This window comes from Enterobacter sp. SA187, assembly GCF_001888805.2.
In the GTDB taxonomy this organism is placed as follows: Bacteria; Pseudomonadota; Gammaproteobacteria; order Enterobacterales; family Enterobacteriaceae; genus Enterobacter_D.
The window spans coordinates 2,457,417-2,474,971 of sequence record NZ_CP019113.1; the positions used below are offsets into that span (position 1 = coordinate 2,457,417).

At 55.5% G+C, this 17,555-nt stretch carries 15 protein-coding genes and 7 tRNA genes; 1 reads left to right on the top strand and 21 read right to left on the bottom strand.

Translation table 11 applies throughout. The annotated features are described in order from the left end of the window. Positions 1–56 precede the first annotated feature (56 nt). The 9 genes from BMF08_RS11690 to miaB form a co-directional block, all read right to left on the bottom strand. Positions 57–782: an amino acid ABC transporter ATP-binding protein gene (locus BMF08_RS11690; RefSeq protein ID WP_072567750.1), complete on the bottom strand. Its 726-nt coding sequence runs from the start codon at positions 780–782 to the stop codon at positions 57–59. After that, entirely contained in the window at positions 782–1,456 is a 675-nt protein-coding gene (gene gltK / locus BMF08_RS11695) for a glutamate/aspartate ABC transporter permease GltK (RefSeq protein ID WP_072567751.1), read from the bottom strand. The genes BMF08_RS11690 and gltK overlap by 1 nt, the downstream gene beginning before the upstream one ends. After that, positions 1,456–2,196 (bottom strand): amino acid ABC transporter permease, encoded by a 741-nt coding sequence (locus BMF08_RS11700; protein WP_072567752.1) that lies wholly within the window; start codon positions 2,194–2,196, stop codon positions 1,456–1,458. Before BMF08_RS11700 ends, gltK begins: the two co-directional genes overlap by 1 nt. Positions 2,197–2,353: 157 nt before the next feature. Beyond that, positions 2,354–3,265 (bottom strand): amino acid ABC transporter substrate-binding protein, encoded by a 912-nt coding sequence (locus tag BMF08_RS11705; protein WP_072567753.1) that lies wholly within the window; start codon positions 3,263–3,265, stop codon positions 2,354–2,356. A 355-nt stretch (positions 3,266–3,620) separates the two neighbouring features. After that, on the bottom strand, positions 3,621–5,159 hold the full coding sequence (lnt, locus tag BMF08_RS11710) for an apolipoprotein N-acyltransferase (RefSeq protein WP_072567754.1): 1,539 nt from the start codon (positions 5,157–5,159) through the stop codon (positions 3,621–3,623). A 20-nt stretch (positions 5,160–5,179) separates the two neighbouring features. Next, positions 5,180–6,058, bottom strand: coding sequence for a CNNM family magnesium/cobalt transport protein CorC (corC, locus tag BMF08_RS11715; RefSeq protein ID WP_072567755.1), 879 nt, complete (start codon positions 6,056–6,058; stop codon positions 5,180–5,182). Positions 6,059–6,161: 103 nt separating this feature from the next. Continuing rightward, the gene (gene ybeY, locus BMF08_RS11720; protein WP_072567756.1) at positions 6,162–6,629 is read right to left on the bottom strand and encodes an rRNA maturation RNase YbeY; all 468 of its coding nucleotides are present in this window, start codon (positions 6,627–6,629) and stop codon (positions 6,162–6,164) included. Continuing rightward, positions 6,626–7,672 carry a PhoH family protein gene (locus tag BMF08_RS11725; protein ID WP_072567757.1) on the bottom strand — a complete coding sequence of 349 codons (1,047 nt, stop codon included), beginning with the start codon at positions 7,670–7,672 and terminating at the stop codon, positions 6,626–6,628. The genes ybeY and BMF08_RS11725 overlap by 4 nt, the downstream gene beginning before the upstream one ends. Before the next feature lie 164 nt (positions 7,673–7,836). Then, on the bottom strand, positions 7,837–9,261 hold the full coding sequence (gene miaB / locus BMF08_RS11730; RefSeq protein ID WP_072567758.1) for a tRNA (N6-isopentenyl adenosine(37)-C2)-methylthiotransferase MiaB: 1,425 nt from the start codon (positions 9,259–9,261) through the stop codon (positions 7,837–7,839). Positions 9,262–9,401: 140 nt separating this feature from the next. Here miaB and ubiF point away from each other — a divergent pair, with 140 nt between their 5' ends. Beyond that, the gene (ubiF, locus tag BMF08_RS11735; protein WP_072567759.1) at positions 9,402–10,577 is read left to right on the top strand and encodes a 3-demethoxyubiquinol 3-hydroxylase; all 1,176 of its coding nucleotides are present in this window, start codon (positions 9,402–9,404) and stop codon (positions 10,575–10,577) included. An 89-nt stretch (positions 10,578–10,666) separates the two neighbouring features. Here the strand turns inward: ubiF and BMF08_RS11740 are convergent. From BMF08_RS11740 to nagB, 12 genes are all read right to left on the bottom strand, one after another. Continuing rightward, positions 10,667–10,741: transfer RNA gene (locus tag BMF08_RS11740), tRNA-Gln, on the bottom strand. Positions 10,742–10,760: 19 nt separating this feature from the next. Beyond that, a tRNA-Gln gene (locus BMF08_RS11745) sits at positions 10,761–10,835 on the bottom strand. A 46-nt stretch (positions 10,836–10,881) separates the two neighbouring features. Then, positions 10,882–10,958, bottom strand: a tRNA-Met gene (locus BMF08_RS11750). 28 nt (positions 10,959–10,986) lie between these two features. After that, a tRNA-Gln gene (locus BMF08_RS11755) sits at positions 10,987–11,061 on the bottom strand. 37 nt (positions 11,062–11,098) lie between these two features. Then, positions 11,099–11,173: transfer RNA gene (locus BMF08_RS11760), tRNA-Gln, on the bottom strand. Positions 11,174–11,195: 22 nt separating this feature from the next. Beyond that, positions 11,196–11,280: transfer RNA gene (locus tag BMF08_RS11765), tRNA-Leu, on the bottom strand. 9 nt (positions 11,281–11,289) lie between these two features. Further along, a tRNA-Met gene (locus BMF08_RS11770) sits at positions 11,290–11,366 on the bottom strand. Between the two features lie 187 nt (positions 11,367–11,553). After that, entirely contained in the window at positions 11,554–13,218 is a 1,665-nt protein-coding gene (gene asnB, locus BMF08_RS11775; protein ID WP_072567760.1) for an asparagine synthase B, read from the bottom strand. Between the two features lie 274 nt (positions 13,219–13,492). Beyond that, positions 13,493–14,245: an HAD-IIA family hydrolase gene (locus tag BMF08_RS11785; RefSeq protein ID WP_072567761.1), complete on the bottom strand. Its 753-nt coding sequence runs from the start codon at positions 14,243–14,245 to the stop codon at positions 13,493–13,495. 43 nt (positions 14,246–14,288) lie between these two features. After that, a complete protein-coding gene (gene nagC / locus BMF08_RS11790) occupies positions 14,289–15,509 on the bottom strand; it encodes a DNA-binding transcriptional regulator NagC (RefSeq protein WP_072567762.1) in 1,221 nt (406 codons plus the stop codon). Positions 15,510–15,517: 8 nt separating this feature from the next. Continuing rightward, positions 15,518–16,666, bottom strand: a complete 1,149-nt coding sequence (gene nagA, locus BMF08_RS11795; RefSeq protein WP_072567763.1) for an N-acetylglucosamine-6-phosphate deacetylase — start codon at positions 16,664–16,666, stop codon at positions 15,518–15,520. Between the two features lie 64 nt (positions 16,667–16,730). Next, the gene (nagB, locus tag BMF08_RS11800; protein ID WP_072567764.1) at positions 16,731–17,531 is read right to left on the bottom strand and encodes a glucosamine-6-phosphate deaminase; all 801 of its coding nucleotides are present in this window, start codon (positions 17,529–17,531) and stop codon (positions 16,731–16,733) included. Positions 17,532–17,555 lie beyond the last annotated feature (24 nt).

The window sequence follows — 17,555 nt, forward strand, 5'->3', positions numbered from 1 at the left end:
AAAGGCGGGTAGAAAACGTGAAGCGGCGCGCAGATATGCCCTGCGCGCCGGGAAGATTAATGCAGGATTTTGGCGAGGAAATCTTTTGCGCGATCGGAGGCCGGATTCGCAAAGAACTCCTCTTTCGGCGAATCTTCAACGATTTTGCCTTCATCCATAAAGATCACGCGGCTGGCGACTTTACGCGCAAAGCCCATTTCGTGCGTCACCACCATCATGGTCATGCCTTCCTGCGCCAGCTCGACCATTACGTCCAGCACTTCGTTGATCATCTCCGGATCCAGCGCGGACGTGGGTTCGTCAAACAGCATTGCCACCGGATCCATGCAGAGCGCGCGGGCAATAGCCACACGCTGCTGCTGGCCGCCGGAGAGCTGAGCCGGGAATTTATTGGCATGCGCCGCAAGACCCACGCGCTCCAGCAGTTTGCTGGCTTTTTCACGGGCGGCGGCTTTATCGCGCTTAAGCACTTTGATCTGCGCCAGCGTCAGGTTTTCGATAATCGACAGATGCGGGAACAGCTCGAAATGCTGGAACACCATGCCAACGTGGGAGCGCAGCTCCGCCAGGTTGGTTTTCTTGTCGGTCACGGTGGTGCCGTTCACAACGATCTCGCCTTTCTGCACCGGCTCAAGGCCGTTGACGGTTTTGATCAGCGTCGACTTTCCGGATCCGGACGGGCCGCACACCACCACCACTTCACCTTTTTTAACCGTGGTAGAGCAGTCGGTCAGCACCTGAAAGTGACCATACCATTTTGAAACGTTTTTCAGGGAAATCATTAAACTGTCCTTTTCTTCAGATAGCTGACCAACAGTGAAGCACTGAGACTGATAACAAAATAGACGAAGCCGGCAAAGAGGATCATCTCAACCTGGGTACCGTCGCGCTCGCCGATGGTGGAGGCGGTGCGGAAGAAGTCCGCCAGGCTTAACACGTACACCAGAGAGGTATCCTGGAAGAGGACGATGCCCTGGGTTAACAGCAGCGGCACCATCGCCCGGAACGCCTGCGGCAGAATAATCAGCTTCATCGACTGCCAGTGGGTCATGCCCAGCGCCAGCGCAGCGCTTGACTGGCCGCGTGAAATACTCTGAATACCCGCGCGAATAATTTCCGAATAATAGGCGGCCTCAAACATCGAGAAGGCGACCATCGCGGAGATGAGGCGAATATCCGATTTGGGCGACAGCCCCAGCACATCCTGCAACAGACCCGGCACAATCAGATAGAACCACAGCAGCACCATCACCAGCGGGATAGAGCGGAAAACGTTCACATAGGCAGTAGCGAACCACGCCAGCGGCTTGAACGTCGACATGCGCAGCACCGCCAGAATGGTGCCCCAGACGATACCGACAATTACCGCCGTGACGGTAATTTTCAGCGTCACCCAGAGTCCGTCAAGCAGATAGGGCATCGCCGGAATAATGGAACTCCAGTCAAACTCGTACATTATTTGCCTCCCATATTGCCAGGCAGGCGGACTTTACGTTCTACCAGGTTCATTACCAGCATAATCACGGCGTTAATCAGGACGTAGGCAAGGGTGATGGCGGTAAAGGATTCCCACGCGTGGGCGGAGTAATCCAGCAGCTTACCCGCCTGCGCCGCCATATCCACCAGACCAATGGTCGAGGCGATAGCGGAGTTTTTCACCAGGTTCATCATCTCAGACGTCATCGGCGGCACGATCACCCGATAGGCGTTCGGCAGCAGCACATAGCGATAGGTTTGCGGCAGCGTCAGGCCCATCGCCAGCCCGGCGTTTTTCTGGCCGCGCGGCAGCGATTCGATCGCCGCACGCACCTGCTCGCACACACGGGCGGCGGTAAACAGTCCGAGGCAGATCATTGACGACAGGAAGAACTGGATATTGGGATCGAGCTCGGCTTTAAACCACATGCCGAGATCTTCCGGCAGCAGTTCAGGCACGACCAGATACCAGGTAAAGAATTGCACGATTAACGGCACGTTACGGAAGAGTTCGACGTAAAGCGTCCCGATGCCTGCCAGGAACCGGTTAGGCACGGTTCTGAGGATGCCAAACAGGGAGCCAACCAGGAAAGCGAGGATCCAGGCGGTGATCGACAGCGCGACCGTGACCTGAAAACCGCTCCACAGCCAGCCAAGATAGGTGGTGTTGCCGAACGGGGCTTGTTGCAGGAAAATTCCCCAGTTCCAGTCTATTGACATAATCTACCTCTGAAAAAAAAGGGTAGCAGCGCTACCCCCGAAGATTAATAAGAAGCTGTAATATTCGTGCTGAATGGGGAACGACCCTTCAACGTATAGTCTGTCCGCGCTTCATATCAATCGAGAGGGCAGGAGGACCCGCCCCTAATGGTTGTAATTAGTTAAGAGCTTTGTCGTTAGGTTCTTTGAACAGCGCTTTCATCTCATCCGAGAGTTCAAAGTTCATGTTCAGATTTTTTGGCGGAATTGGGTTTTTGAACCACTTATCAAACCACTTAGCCGCTTCGCCAGAGGTCTGCGCCTGGGCGATGGTGTCATCCATCAGCTTCTTGAACTCGGTATCGCCTTTACGCAGCATGCAGCCATAGGCTTCCTGCGACTGCGGCTTGCCGACGATTTCCCAGTTATCCGGTTTTTTCGCCTTCGCACGCTCGCCCGCCAACAGGGCATCGTCCATCATAAAGGCCACGGCACGACCGCTTTCCAGGGTGCGGAAGGAGTCGCCATGATCTTTCGCGCTGATGATGCGCATATCCATTTTCTGCTCTTCGTTAAGCTTGTGCAGCAACACTTCAGAGGTGGTGCCTGAGGTGACGACGACCGCTTTACCTTTCAGATCGGCGAAGTCTTTCACGTTGCCGCCTTTTTTCGCCAGCAGACGGGTGCCCACGACGAAAATGGTGTCAGAGAAAGCGGCCTGCTTCTGGCGCTCCAGGTTGTTGGTAGTGGAGCCGCACTCAAAATCAAAGGTGCCGTTCTGCAACAGAGGAATACGGTTTTGCGAGGTGATAGGGATCAGTTTTACCTGCAGGTCCGGCTTGTTGAGCTTTTTCTTTACCGCTTCAACAATGGCGTTGGAGTAAGCCTGCGAATAACCCACCACTTTTTGCTGGTTATCGTAGTAGGAGAACGGTACGGAAGATTCACGGTGTCCGACCACGATGACGCCGTTTTTGGCGATTTTTTCCAGCGTGCTTTGCCCGGCCGCAGGGGCTGCATCTTCAGCCTGCGCTACGCCGGCGGACATTCCCATCACCAGCATTGCTGTGGCCAGTTTACGTAATTGCATATCCAACTCCTTCATCGTCAGCGCCAGAGACGCATTGATACCCAGTGTGAGTGATTGTGTTGTTATATCCTGCTGCTTAAGCGTGCAGTGTTATGCGTGTTTGTTAACATTTAGTCTGGCTTAATGTAAAGATTTTGCTGCGATATTGTTTATTTTTGCGAGGCGCTCCGCACCGTTTAGAGGCATAAATCGCTGCTTGCACCAAATTAGTGCCGCCGCCGATCCGTGCTGGTGCATCAAGGTTGCAGAGCCGCAAAAAATCGCTGTTCCCTGCTAATGGGTAGCAAGAGGTGTGCCAGTTTTGAAGGAGTGCAGGCCCGGTGCACTGTGTGCGACCGGTCCTGGAGGAGAGGGATTAGTGACGACGCTGGCGCAGACTCATCACCAGCGCGCCGAAACCGGCGAGCGCGGTGAGGATCCACAGCGGCCAGTTGCCGGTGCGGGCATAAGGCGTAAGGCCACGTGCCGGCGTGACCTCTGCCGTCAGCACCTGACGGGTAAACTGCGGGATCATAGCCTGAATGTCGCCCTGCGGACCAATCACGGCGGTAATGCCATTGTTGGTGCTGCGCAGCAGCGGACGTGCCAGCTCCAGCGAACGCATACGCGCCATCTGGAAGTGCTGCCACGGGCCGATAGATTTACCGAACCAGGCATCGTTGGAAATGGTCAGCAGGAAGTCCGTATCCGGACGGAAGTTGTCCCGCACCTGTTCGCCGAGAATGATTTCATAGCAGATGGCGGGCGTCAGATTAAACCCGTGCGCATGCAGCTGCGGCTGCACGTAAGGCCCGCGGCTGAATGACGACATCGGCAGGTCAAAGAACGGCGCCAGCGGACGCAGGATCGACTCCAGCGGCACGAACTCGCCAAACGGCACCAGATGGTTTTTGTTGTAGCGATTGGTGGAGTCATAACGATACGGACTGTCTTTACCCAGCGTAATGATAGTGTTGTAGGTATCGTAGCGATTCTGCTGATTCAGACGCGCATCCACAATGCCGGTGATAAGCGTTGTGTCTCTGTCACGCAGCTGCGCGTCCAGCGAGCTTAAAAAGCGCTGCTGGTTGATTTCCAGATCCGGAATGGCGGACTCCGGCCAGATGATCAGTTGCGATTTGCCCATCTCCCGCTCGCTGTTGCTAAGGTAGATCTCCAGCGTATTCACCAGCTGGTTTTCATCCCATTTCAGCGACTGCGGAATATCGCCCTGCACCAGCGACACCTGCGTGGCTTTTTCCGGCAGCAACGTATACCACTGAACATAGCGCAGCGGGAAGGGCAGCGCGAACAGCACCACGCCCGCCGCCAGCGGACGCCAGTTGCGGGTCGCGATAGCCAGCGCCAGCAGGCCGCTGACTATCATCAGAAGGGCGTTGATCGCTTCCACGCCCATCACCGGCGCCAGCCCTTTCAGCGGGCCGTCGATCTGGCTGTAGCCAAACTGCAACCACGGGAAGCCGGTCAGCACCCAGCCGCGCAGGAATTCCGTCAGCTGCCAGACGACAGGCGCGGCAATCGCCACGCGCAGCCAGTTCGTCTTCGGCCACAGGCGGGAGAGGATCCCGGCAAACAGACCGGTATAGAGCGACAGATAGGCGGCCAGCAGTACGACGAGGAAAATATTGATCGGGCCGGGCATGCCGCCGAACTGCGCGATGCTGACGTAAACCCAGTTGATGCCGGAACCAAACAGCCCCAGCCCCCAGAAATAACCAATCCAGGCGGCCTGCAGGGGGCGGCGGTTGAGGGTCAGCCCCTGCAGCCCCATCAGAGACAGCAGCGCGGCAGGCCAGATATCATAAGGAGAAAAAGCCAGCGTTCCGCTGGCTCCGAGTATCAGCGCCAGCAGCAGGCGATAGCGCTGGCGTTCCATTAATGGGGCAAAAACCATTTATTCATCCAGTAGTGGTTTTATTCGTCCAGTTTTGGCTGGGGAGAATCATCCGGTATTCTGACGTGAACCTGAATAATACGGCGGCTGTCGGCCATCGCAACTTTAAACTGGTAACCATCAATGTCGATGGATTCGCCGCGCGCAGGCAGGTGCCCGAACGCCTGCATTACCAGGCCGCCGATGGTATCCACTTCTTCATCGCTGAAGTTCGTACCGAAGGTTTCGTTGAAGTCTTCAATGGAGGCCAGCGCGCGCACCGTCCAGGTATGACGGCTGAGCTGGCGGAATTCGATATCCTCTTCTTCATCGTATTCGTCTTCAATTTCGCCGACGATCAACTCAAGAATATCTTCAATGGTCACCAGACCTGAAACGCCACCAAATTCATCAATGACGATCGCCATATGGTAACGTTGTGAACGGAACTCTTTCAGCATGCGGTCAACCCGCTTGCTTTCCGGTACAACCACCACCTGACGTAACACTTTCTCCATGCTAAAGGCTTCGGCATCGCTGCGCATAAACGGCAGCAGATCTTTGGCCATCAGAATCCCTTCAATGTGATCTCTGTCTTCGCTGATCACCGGAAAACGCGAGTGGGCAGACTCGATGATAACGTCGAGACATTCATCCAGCGTTTGATTGCGTTTGAGGGTGATCATTTGCGAGCGGGGGATCATGATGTCGCGGACGCGCTGGTCGGCAATATCCATTACCCCTTCGAGCATGTCACGCGTATCTTCGTCGATAAGATCGTTCTGCCCGGAATCACGGATTAGCGCCAGTAATTCATCGCGGTTTTTAGGTTCACCGTGGAAAAGCTGGCTCAGTAAGAGGGAAAAAAATCCCTTTTTGCTGTTAAGTGTATCGTTACTGTGGGAATTGTCGTCGCTCATGGCGTCGTGTGGGATCTCATGTTAATCAAAATGTCGCACGTCACGCGTAAACTCAGCGCCAGACGGCATGAAAAGCAGCCGCGCCGGTAAACCGGCGCACAGACTACTCCTTCTCGGCAATGTACGGATCCTCATAGCCCAGAGCAAGCATTATCTCTGTTTCGATGCCTTCCATTTCTTCTGCTTCGTCATCTTCAATATGATCATATCCCAGCAGGTGCAAACTGCCGTGAATAACCATGTGCGCCCAGTGCGCGTCCAGCGGTTTCCCCTGTTCGCGGGCTTCCTGTTCCACCACCTGACGGCAGATAATCAAATCCCCCAGCAGCGGCATTTCAATCCCCGGCGGCGCTTCAAACGGGAACGACAGCACGTTGGTGGATTTATCTTTACCGCGGTAGGTCAGATTCAGTTCATGACTTTCGGCGTCGTCCACCACGCGGATGGTAACTTCTGATTCTTCCTGAAACTGCGGGATCACCGCATTCAGCCAGTCCTGGAACTGGGCTTCAGTCGGCAGGCCTGCGGTATCCTCGCAGGCCAGTTGTAAATCGAGTATCACAGAACTCATTTTTGCTCCTGCTGCTGGGCTTCGCGTTTGCGCTCGGCGGCCAGTTCAGCTTTACGTTTTTGGTCGGCCTCTTCCCAGGCCTCGTAAGCGTTAACGATACGGGCAACCACCGGGTGGCGCACCACGTCTTCGCTGTGGAAGAAGTTAAAGCTGATCTCATCCACCTCGGCCAGCACCTCAATAGCGTGGCGCAGACCGGATTTCAGGTTACGCGGCAGGTCAATCTGCGTCACGTCACCGGTGATCACCGCTTTCGAGTTAAAGCCGATACGCGTCAGGAACATTTTCATCTGTTCGATGGTGGTGTTCTGACTCTCATCCAGGATGATGAACGCATCGTTTAACGTACGGCCACGCATATACGCCAGCGGTGCCACTTCGATTACGTTGCGCTCCATCAGCTTTTCAACTTTCTCAAAGCCGAGCATCTCGAACAACGCGTCATACAGTGGGCGCAGATAAGGATCCACTTTCTGGCTTAAATCACCAGGCAGGAAGCCGAGTTTTTCACCGGCTTCCACCGCCGGGCGGGTCAGCAGAATGCGGCGCACGTCCTGACGCTCTAAGGCGTCGACGGCGGCAGCCACGGCGAGATAGGTCTTACCGGTACCGGCAGGCCCTACGCCAAAGGTGATGTCGTGATCGAGAATGTTGGCCACGTACTGCGCCTGATTCGGCGTACGGGGTTTGATCACCCCGCGCTTGGTTTTGATGTGGATCGCCTTGCCGTATTCCGGCACGCTTTCCGCACTCTGTTCCAGCACGCGGGCTTCTTTGATCGCCAGATGGATCTGTTCAGGCTCGATCTCCTGCGTCTGACCGCGCATCGGGGCGGTATCGACGTACAGGCTACGCAGAATATCGGCAGCCGCGTTCACGCTGATCGGGCGACCGGTCAGTTTGAAGTGGTTATCTCGGCGGTTGATTTCGATACCCAGACGGCGCTCAAGCTGTTTCACGTTGTCATCAAACGGGCCGCACAGGCTTAACAGACGTTCATTATCGGCGGGTTCAAGGCTGATTTCGCGGGTTTCTGTATTCAAATTAATCCTCTTATACCTTTAAGCCTGCCAGCAAAAGGCTGACGGGCGTGATGTCATCATTACCGAAAGTATTTACGGCATGGGGAAAAGGCGCAAGCATGGTATTGGATATGGGGGCTGGAGGGGGCAAAACAAGGCCTGCCAGCGACGGCAGGCCGCAATGATTATGGCTGGAAAAGACCGACGCCAAGCTCATTTTCTTTACGGGTGCGGGCGATCACCGACTCCGGCGTTTCGCTGATGCGCAGGCCCATCTCATCTTCCGTGCGTACCACTACGCCGCGCAGGGAGTTGGTCAGAACATCCGTGATTTCCACGTCGACGAATTTGCCGATCATCTCCGGCGTGCCCTCGAAGTTCACCACGCGGTTATTTTCAGTACGGCCGGAAAGCTCCATCACGCTCTTACGGGAGGTGCCTTCCACCAGAATACGCTGGGTGGTGCCCAGCATACGGCGGCTCCAGGCCATTGCCTGCTGGGTGATGCGCTCCTGCAAAATGTACAGCCGCTGCTTTTTGTCCTCTTCCGGCACATCGTCCACCATATCGGCGGCAGGCGTACCCGGACGGGCGGAAAAGATAAAGCTGTAGCTCATATCGAAGTTTACATCGGCAATCAGCTTCATCGTCTGCTCGAAATCCTGGGTGGTTTCACCAGGGAAGCCGACGATAAAGTCAGAGCTTATCTGAATGTCCGGACGCGCCGCGCGCAGCTTACGGATAATCGCCTTGTACTCCAGCGCCGTATGGGTACGGCCCATCAGGTTAAGCACGCGATCGGAACCGCTTTGTACCGGCAGGTGCAGGAAGCTCACCAGCTCCGGCGTATCGCGGTAGACTTCAATAATGTCATCGGTAAATTCGATGGGATGGCTGGTGGTAAAACGCACGCGGTCAATACCGTCGATGGCGGCCACCAGGCGCAGCAGCTCGGCAAAGGAGCCGGTGGTACCGTCATAGTTTTCACCGCGCCAGGCGTTGACGTTCTGCCCCAGCAGGTTCACTTCACGCACGCCCTGGGCGGCCAGCTGGGCGATTTCAAACAGAATATCATCGCACGGACGGCTGACTTCTTCGCCACGGGTATAAGGCACCACGCAGTAGGTGCAGTATTTATTGCAGCCTTCCATGATGGAGACAAAGGCGGTCGGGCCATCGGCGCGGGGTTCCGGCAGACGGTCGAATTTTTCAATTTCCGGGAAGCTGATGTCCACCACCGGGCTGCGATTGCCGCGCACGGAATTGATCATCTCCGGCAGGCGGTGCAGGGTCTGTGGCCCGAAAACGATGTCGACATAGTGGGCGCGCTGACGAATAAGATCGCCTTCCTGGGACGCCACACAGCCGCCGACGCCAATGATCAGGTCAGGATTTTTCTCTTTTAATAATTTCCAGCGACCTAACTGATGGAAGACTTTTTCCTGCGCCTTTTCGCGAATCGAACAGGTGTTAAGCAGCAGCACATCGGCTTCTTCCGCCACCTCGGTGAGTTGATACCCGTGGGTGGCATCCAGCAGATCGGCCATCTTTGATGAATCGTATTCGTTCATCTGACAGCCCCAGGTTTTAATATGGAGTTTTTTTGTCATCGACTTGCTCTGTTAATCGCCAGGAATGCAGGCCGCGTATTGTAATGCTTTGACCCGGCGCTGACCATAGTTCATGTCCCGCCCCACGAAAATGAAAAATCCGGTAAACTTAAGGGAATTAAAAATAAGGAAAAAAGACCATGATGAATCAACCAACGGAAGTGGCCGTGGTCGGCGGCGGGATGGTCGGCAGCGCGCTGGCGCTGGGGCTGGCGCAGCACGGTTTTCAGGTAACGGTGATCGAGCAGACGACGCCGCCCGTCTTTGATAGCGCGGCCGCGCCGGATGTGCGCATATCGGCCATCAGCGCCGCCTCTGTCTCTCTGCTGCGCAGTCTTGGCGTCTGGGATTCGATCGAGAATATGCGTTGTCATCCATACCGGCAGCTGGAAACCTGGGAGTGGGAAAGCGCGCACGTCCTGTTTGACGCCGCTGAACTCAAGCTGCCGCTGCTGGGTTACATGGTGGAAAACAACGTATTGCAACGCGCACTGTGGGAAGCGCTGGAGCGCCAGCCGAATATCACCCTGCGCGCGCCCGCCTGTCTGCGCGCCATGCACCGCGAGGCCGATCATCATGCGCTGGAATTTGTCGATGGCGATACCCTGCGCGCCAGGCTGGTGATTGGCGCTGACGGGGCGAATTCACAGGTACGCCAGTGGGCTGGCATCGGTATCCACGCCTGGCAGTACGAACAATCCTGCATGTTGATCACCGTGCAGTGCGAAAATCCGCCGGGCGACGCCACCTGGCAGCAGTTCACCCCTGACGGGCCACATGCTTTTCTGCCGCTGTTTGATAACTGGGCCTCGCTGGTCTGGTACGACCGCCCGGCACGCATCCGCCAGCTGAAGTCGCTCAATATGATGCAGCTGCAGCGGGAGATTGAAAAAACCTTCCCGGCACGGCTGGGGAAAGTCATACCGGTGCAGGCGGGCGCTTTCCCGCTGACCCGCCGTCATGCGCGGCACTATGTGCAGCCGGGGCTGGCGCTGGTGGGCGATGCGGCGCATACCATTCATCCGCTGGCGGGGCAGGGCGTCAACCTGGGCTACCGCGATGTGGATGCGCTGCTGGACGTGCTGGCAGAGGCGCGCAGCGTCGGCGAGCCCTGGGCCAGCCACAGCGTTCTGCAACGCTACCAGCGCCGTCGCATGGCGGATAACTTCATTATGCAGAGCGGCATGGATCTGTTCTATGCCGGATTCAGCAATAATCTGGGGCCGCTACGGGTGGTGCGAAACCTGGGCCTGATGGCGGCGCAGCGCGCAGGCGTGCTGAAAACGAAGGCGCTGAAATATGCGTTAGGCTTGTAAGTTTCAGCCCGGCGACAGGACGTTGCCGGGGACGTTTATGAAAGGACAAAAACAAAAAAGCCCGCCGAAGCGAGCTTTTTTGTTTTTTATGGCTGGGGTACGAGGATTCGAACCTCGGAATGCTGGTATCAGAAACCAGAGCCTTACCGCTTGGCGATACCCCAACAGGGTGTTGCTATAAATTGGCTGGGGTACGAGGATTCGAACCTCGGAATGGTGGAATCAGAATCCACTGCCTTACCGCTTGGCGATACCCCAACAATTTTTTACTGCTAAAGCCTCTTTAAAAGACGCTTCCAGAATATGGTGGCTACTACGGGAATCGAACCTGTGACCCCAGCATTATGAGTGCTGTGCTCTAACCAGCTGAGCTAAGTAGCCAAATTTTACTGCTTTACCAGCCATCGACTGGCTGGGGTACCTGGATTCGAACCAGGGAATGCCGGTATCAAAAACCGGTGCCTTACCGCTTGGCGATACCCCAACGACTGACGTGTTAATACACAGGAGTCGAAGAAAAGTGGCTGGGGTACCTGGATTCGAACCAGGGAATGCCGGTATCAAAAACCGGTGCCTTACCGCTTGGCGATACCCCATCCGTGCAACGCTTACTGGGAATGGTGCGGGAGGCGAGACTTGAACTCGCACACCTTGCGGCGCCAGAACCTAAATCTGGTGCGTCTACCAATTTCGCCACTCCCGCAAAAAAAGATGGTGGCTACGACGGGATTCGAACCTGTGACCCCATCATTATGAGTGATGTGCTCTAACCAACTGAGCTACGTAGCCATCTTTTTTTCGCGTTACCTTATCGGCGTTGCGGGGCGCATTATGCGTATTGGGTCGATGATGGTCAACACCTTTTTCATCGAAAATTGCCGGATTGTGACTGTTTGGTTGGGTTGTGAACAGCCTGGCGCATTATTCAGCAACCAAAGCAAACAGGCCCCGCAGGGCCTGTAATAATAACACGGACTTATTTGTAAGCGGACTGGTGAACGCCCACCGCGCGGCCTGATGGATCGTTCATGGTTTTGAAGGCTTCATCCCATTCAATGGCTTTGGCCGACGAACAGGCCACTGACGGACCGCCAGGCACGCATTCTGCGGCACTTGGCACCGGGAACAGCTCTTCAAAAATCTCGCGGTACAGGTAGCCTTCTTTTGACGACGGCGTGTTGTACGGGAAACGGTAGCTTGCGGTGGCCAGTTGCTGATCGGTCACCTGCTGCGCCGCCACTTCTTTCAGCGAGTCGATCCAGCTGTAGCCTACACCATCAGAGAACTGCTCTTTCTGACGCCATGCCACGCTGGCCGGTAAATAGGACTCGAAGCATTCGCGCAGCACATGTTTTTCCATCTTGCCGTTGCCGCACATTTTATCCTGCGGGTTGATACGCATCGCCACATCGAGGAATTTTTTATCCAGGAAGGGTACACGCGCTTCCACGCCCCAGGCGGACATCGCTTTGTTGGCGCGGGCGCAGTCGAACATATGCAGCGCCTGCAATTTACGCACAGTTTCTTCGTGCAGCTCTTTGGCATCCGGCGCTTTATGGAAATAGAGGTAGCCGCCGAACACTTCGTCAGACCCTTCGCCGGAGAGCACCATTTTAATGCCCATCGCTTTGATTTTACGCGACATCAAATACATCGGCGTCGAGGCGCGAATGGTAGTCACATCATAGGTTTCAATGTGATAGATCACGTCGCGGATCGCGTCCAGCCCTTCCTGCACGGTGAAATGAATTTCATGGTGCACGGTGCCCAGATGGTTCGCCACTTCCTGCGCGGCCTTCAGATCCGGCGAACCGACGAGGCCCACGGCGAAGGAGTGCAGCTGCGGCCACCAGGCTTCTGAACGCTCCTGATCTTCCACGCGGCGCGCGGCGTATTTTTTGGTGATAGCCGAGATCACCGATGAATCCAGGCCGCCGGAGAGCAGCACGCCGTAAGGCACGTCAGACATCAGGTGGCTTTTCACCGCCTCTTCCAGCGCATTGCGCAGCTGTTCTTTATTGGTGACGTTGTCTTTCACCGCGTCATAGTCGAACCAGTCACGCTGGTAGTAGCTGCGGATCTCACCATCTTTGCTCCACAGGTAGCTGCCTGCCGGGAACTCTTTGATGGTGCGGCACACCGGCACCAGCGCTTTCATTTCTGAGGCGATAAACATGTTGCCGTGTTCGTCGTAGCCCATATACAGCGGGATAATACCGATATGGTCGCGGCCAATCAGGTAAGCGTCTTTTTCGCTGTCATAGAGGGCGAAGGCAAACATCCCCTGCAAATCGTCGAGGAATTCCGGGCCTTTTTCCTGATACAGCGCGAGGATCACTTCGCAGTCAGAGCCGGTCTGGAAGGCATAACGTTCGCTGTATTCAGCGCGCAGCGCCTGATGGTTGTAGATTTCACCGTTAACGGCCAGCGCATGGGTTTTTTGTTCGTTATACAGCGGCTGGGCACCGGCGTTGACGTCAACAATCGACAGACGCTCATGGGCAAGGATGGCTTTATCGCTGGCATAGACGCCGGACCAGTCCGGGCCGCGGTGGCGCATCAGACGTGACAGCTCCAGTGCTTTTTTGCGCAGTTCAACCGCGTCAGTTTTAATATCCAGTACGCCAAAAATCGAACACATAACCTTCTCCGTTAACCCTGTAATGGTGCGTTGTCTTATCGCCTGTTAATGAAAATGCCGCAAAGGAGCAGGGGGCGCAAGCCTTTTAGCGGGTCGGCAATAAATAGTGCAATGAGCGTTGTCGATTCATGAAAATTGCACAGGAGAAGACCGCAATAATTAACGGATCGGTAATTATTGACGGGTTTTATTGAATGGGGTGATTTACCCGGGAACGAAATAATGCCCGGCAGTTCGCAGGCCCGGCAAGCATGCGCCGCCGGGCAACTGTGCATCAGATCACGTCGATTTCAGCGACAGACGGGTAAATCCAGCTCGGACGGAACGGCATATCATCAATGTCATCAATCTGCGAGACGCCGGAGAGCACCAGAATGGTGTCCAGCCCGGCCTGGAAACCGGCCAGAATATCGGTGCGCAGATTATCGCCGACGATCACCGTATGTTCAGAGTGCGCCTGCATGGTGTTCAGCGCCGCGCGGATGATCCACGGGCTGGGCTTGCCGACCACGAACGGCTTGCGGCCAGAGATTTTCTCAATGCCCGCGCACAGCGCGCCGCAGGCCGGATAGAAGCCGCGACCGTGCGTATCCGGGTTGGTGGCGATAAAGCGCGCGCCGTTGGCTACAAAGAAGGACGCCTTATGCATCATCTCCCAGTTGTAAGAGCGGGTCTCCCCGACAATCACAAAATCAGGATTGATATCGGTGATAGTAAATCCGGCTTTATACAGCTCATGGATCAGCGCGCCTTCGCCCACCACGTAGGCTTTTTTTCCTTCCTGACGCTTAAGAAAATCAGCGGTCGCCATGGCGGAGGTGTAAAACACGCTGTCCGGCACGTCAATGCCCGCCGAGGCAAAGCGGTTCGCCAGATCCTGGCCGGTTTGTGACGGGTAATTGGTTAACAACACCAGCGGCATGCCTTTTTCCATCACCCGCGTCAGGAACTCAGCGGCGCCCGGTACAGCAACGTTGTCATGCATCAGCACGCCGTCAATATCACAAATTACATTCTTAATGGTCATGGACTACCCGGATAAAAAATGAAGGCCCGACTATATGATCGCCTCAGCTTTCCAGCAACCGTTGCAGCAGAATGCCGTTAAGCATGGCACGTTTAACCAGCGCAAAGGCGCCGATCGCCGAGCGGTGATCGAGGGTCGAGCGCACCACCGGCAGGTTTTTACGGAACGCTTTTAACGCCTGGGTATTAATGCAGCCTTCAATGGCCGGCAGCAGCACTTTTTCCGCCTCAACGATCTCACCGGCAATCACCACTTTCTGCGGATTAAACAGGTTAATGGCGATGGCGATGGTTTTTCCGAGATGACGGCCAACATATTCAACCACTTCGCAGGCGAGGGGATCGCCTTTGTTGGCGGCTTTACAGATGGCTTTGATGGAGCAGTCATCCAGCGTCACGCGGCTCTGATAGCCCTGTTCCAGCAGATGACGCACGCGCTGTTCGATAGCGGCGTTGGCGGCGACGGTTTCCAGGCAGCCAAAGTTACCGCAGTGGCAGCGCTCCCCCAGCGGTTCCACCTGGATGTGCCCGATCTCGCCGACATTACCATTACGGCCAATAAAAATTCGCCCGTTGGAGATGATCCCCGCCCCGGTGCCACGGTGCACGCGCACCAGAATGGAGTCTTCACAGTCCTGGCTTGCGCCAAAATAGTGCTCCGCCAGCGCCAGACTACGAATATCGTGACCGACAAAACAGGTGACGTTAAAACGTTTTTGCAGCGCCTCCACCAGCGCCCAGTTTTCCACCTGAATGTGCGGCATATAGCGGATCACGCCGCTTTCCGGATCCACCAGCCCCGGCAGGATCACCGAGATGGCGATCAGTTCGCGGATTTTGCGCTGACAGCTCTCTATAAAGGAAGCGATGGTATTCAGCAACGCATGTTCCAGCGTTTCCTGGGTGCGTTCCGGCAGCGGATAATGCTCTTCTGCCAGCGTTTTGCTGCTCAAATCGTACAGCGTAAGGGTGGTGTCATGACGGCCCAGACGGACGCCGATGGCGTGAAAATTGCGGGTTTCGGTAACGATGGAAATCGCCCGGCGGCCCCCGGTGGAGGCCTGCTGGTCGACTTCTTTGATAAGCCCACGCTCAATGAGCTGGCGGGTGATTTTGGTGACGCTGGCGGGCGCAAGCTGGCTGTGATCGGCGATCTGAATACGCGAGATAGGCCCGTGCTGGTCGATCAGGCGGTAAACGGCCGCACTGTTAAGTTGTTTAACGAGGTCAACGTTACCAATTTGAGCTTGTCCGCCTGATGTCATTCTTTTACTTACCCGGTGACGACCTCGTTACCATTAACGATGGTCTTGATTACTTTATAATCGCGGGTGAAGGCGGTCAGGTTGGCGACCATCCCCGGCGCGATACTGCCTAACTGCTTGTCAACGCCAATGGCGCGAGCCGGGTAGAGCGTGGCCATGCGCAGGGCTTCATCCAGCGCGATATTCACATGCTCCACCAGATTCTTAACCCCCTCGATCATCGTCAGGGCAGAACCGCTCAGCGTGCCGTTTTCGTCAACGCAGAGTCCATTCCGGTAGTATATTGTTTTACCAGCAAAAATGAACTGTTCAATGTTTGCGCCTGCCGGGGCAGTGGCATCCGTCACCAGGCAAAGTTTCTCGCCTTTCAGACGCTTAGCGAGACGCACATTACTGTAATCAACATGTAAACCATCAACAATAATACCGCAATAAATATCTGCATCGTCGAGGATAGCACCCGTCAGACCCGGTTCGCGTCCGGTGATGTACGGCATGGCGTTGAATAAATGCGTCGCAAAGCGAATCCCTGCGCGGAAGCCCGCTTTGGCTTCTTTCAGGGTCGCGTTGGAATGTCCGGCGGATACCACAATACCGGCGGCCGCCAGTTTGCTGATGGTGTCGCTGCCCGCCATTTCCGGCGCGAGAGTGATTTTGGTGATGACATCGGCGTTCTGGCAGAGGAAATCCACCAGCGCGGGATCCGGCTTACGCACGAATTCCGGGTTGTGCGTGCCTTTCTTCACCATATTCAGCCAGGGCCCTTCCAGATGCAGACCCAGCGCCTGATGCGGATGCTTCGCCAGATACTCGCGCATCACGCGCACACCCTGTTTCATCAGATCGTCGCTGGTGGTGATCAGCGTCGGCAGGTAGCTGGTGCAGCCCGATTTTTCATTCGCGCGCTGCATGATTTCCAGGGTTTCGATGCTGACGGCTTCCGCAGTATCGTTAAACTGCACGCCGCCGCAGCCGTTGAGCTGCACGTCAATAAAGCCGGGGGCCAGTATGGCGCCTGCCAGTGAACGCTGCTCAATATCAGGCGGCAGATCCGCCAGCGGGCAGAGACGGTCGATCAGGCCATTGGCGACAATAAGCGCATGGTCATCCAGAATTTCATGGCCGGTAAAAATCCGACATTGGGTTAAAGCATACATAACGACCCCCGGTAAAAATGGCGTTCCGTCCTTCACAGATCGTAGAGGAAGGACGGAAACGTAATTACAGACCTTTAATATTTTCAGCTTCTAATTCGTTGAAATATTTCAGCGTTTTAACTTTCAGCTCCATGGTGGACGGCTCATCGCATACCACCACCGCTTTCGGGTGCAGTTGCAGACAGCTGATGGTCCACATGTGGTTGACGTTGCCTTCCACCGCCGCCTGCAGCGCCTGTGCTTTCACGCTGCCGAGCACCAGGATCATCACTTCTTCCGCATCCAGCAGCGTACCCACGCCCACGGTCAGCGCATATTTTGGCACCTGATCCACATCGCCATCAAAGAAGCGGGAATTCGCCACGCGGGTATCGTGGGTCAGCGTTTTAATACGGGTACGGGAAGCCAGTGAGGACGCCGGTTCGTTGAACGCGATGTGCCCATCGTTGCCCACGCCGCCCATAAACAGGTGAATTTTGCCGTACGCGCGGATTTTTTCTTCATACTGACGGCATTCTGCGTCAATATCTGGCGCATTGCCATTCAGCAGGTTGATATTTTCTGCGGGAATATCAACGTGATCAAAAAAGTTGCGGTGCATAAAGCTGTGATAGCTTTCCGGGTGCTCTTTCGGCAGGCCGACATATTCATCCATATTAAAGGTGACCACGTGCTTAAAGCTAACCTGGCCCGTTTTATGCATTTCTACCAGAGCTTTATACGCGGTGAGGGGAGTGCCCCCGGTTGGCAGACCCAGCACGAACGGACGATCCGCCGTTGGTTTGAAGGCATTGATGCGATTAACGATATGACGGGCAGCCCATTTTCCGACTTGTTCGGCGGTTGCCAGGGGGATCAGTCTCATGTTTCACCTCTACAATTTAGATAA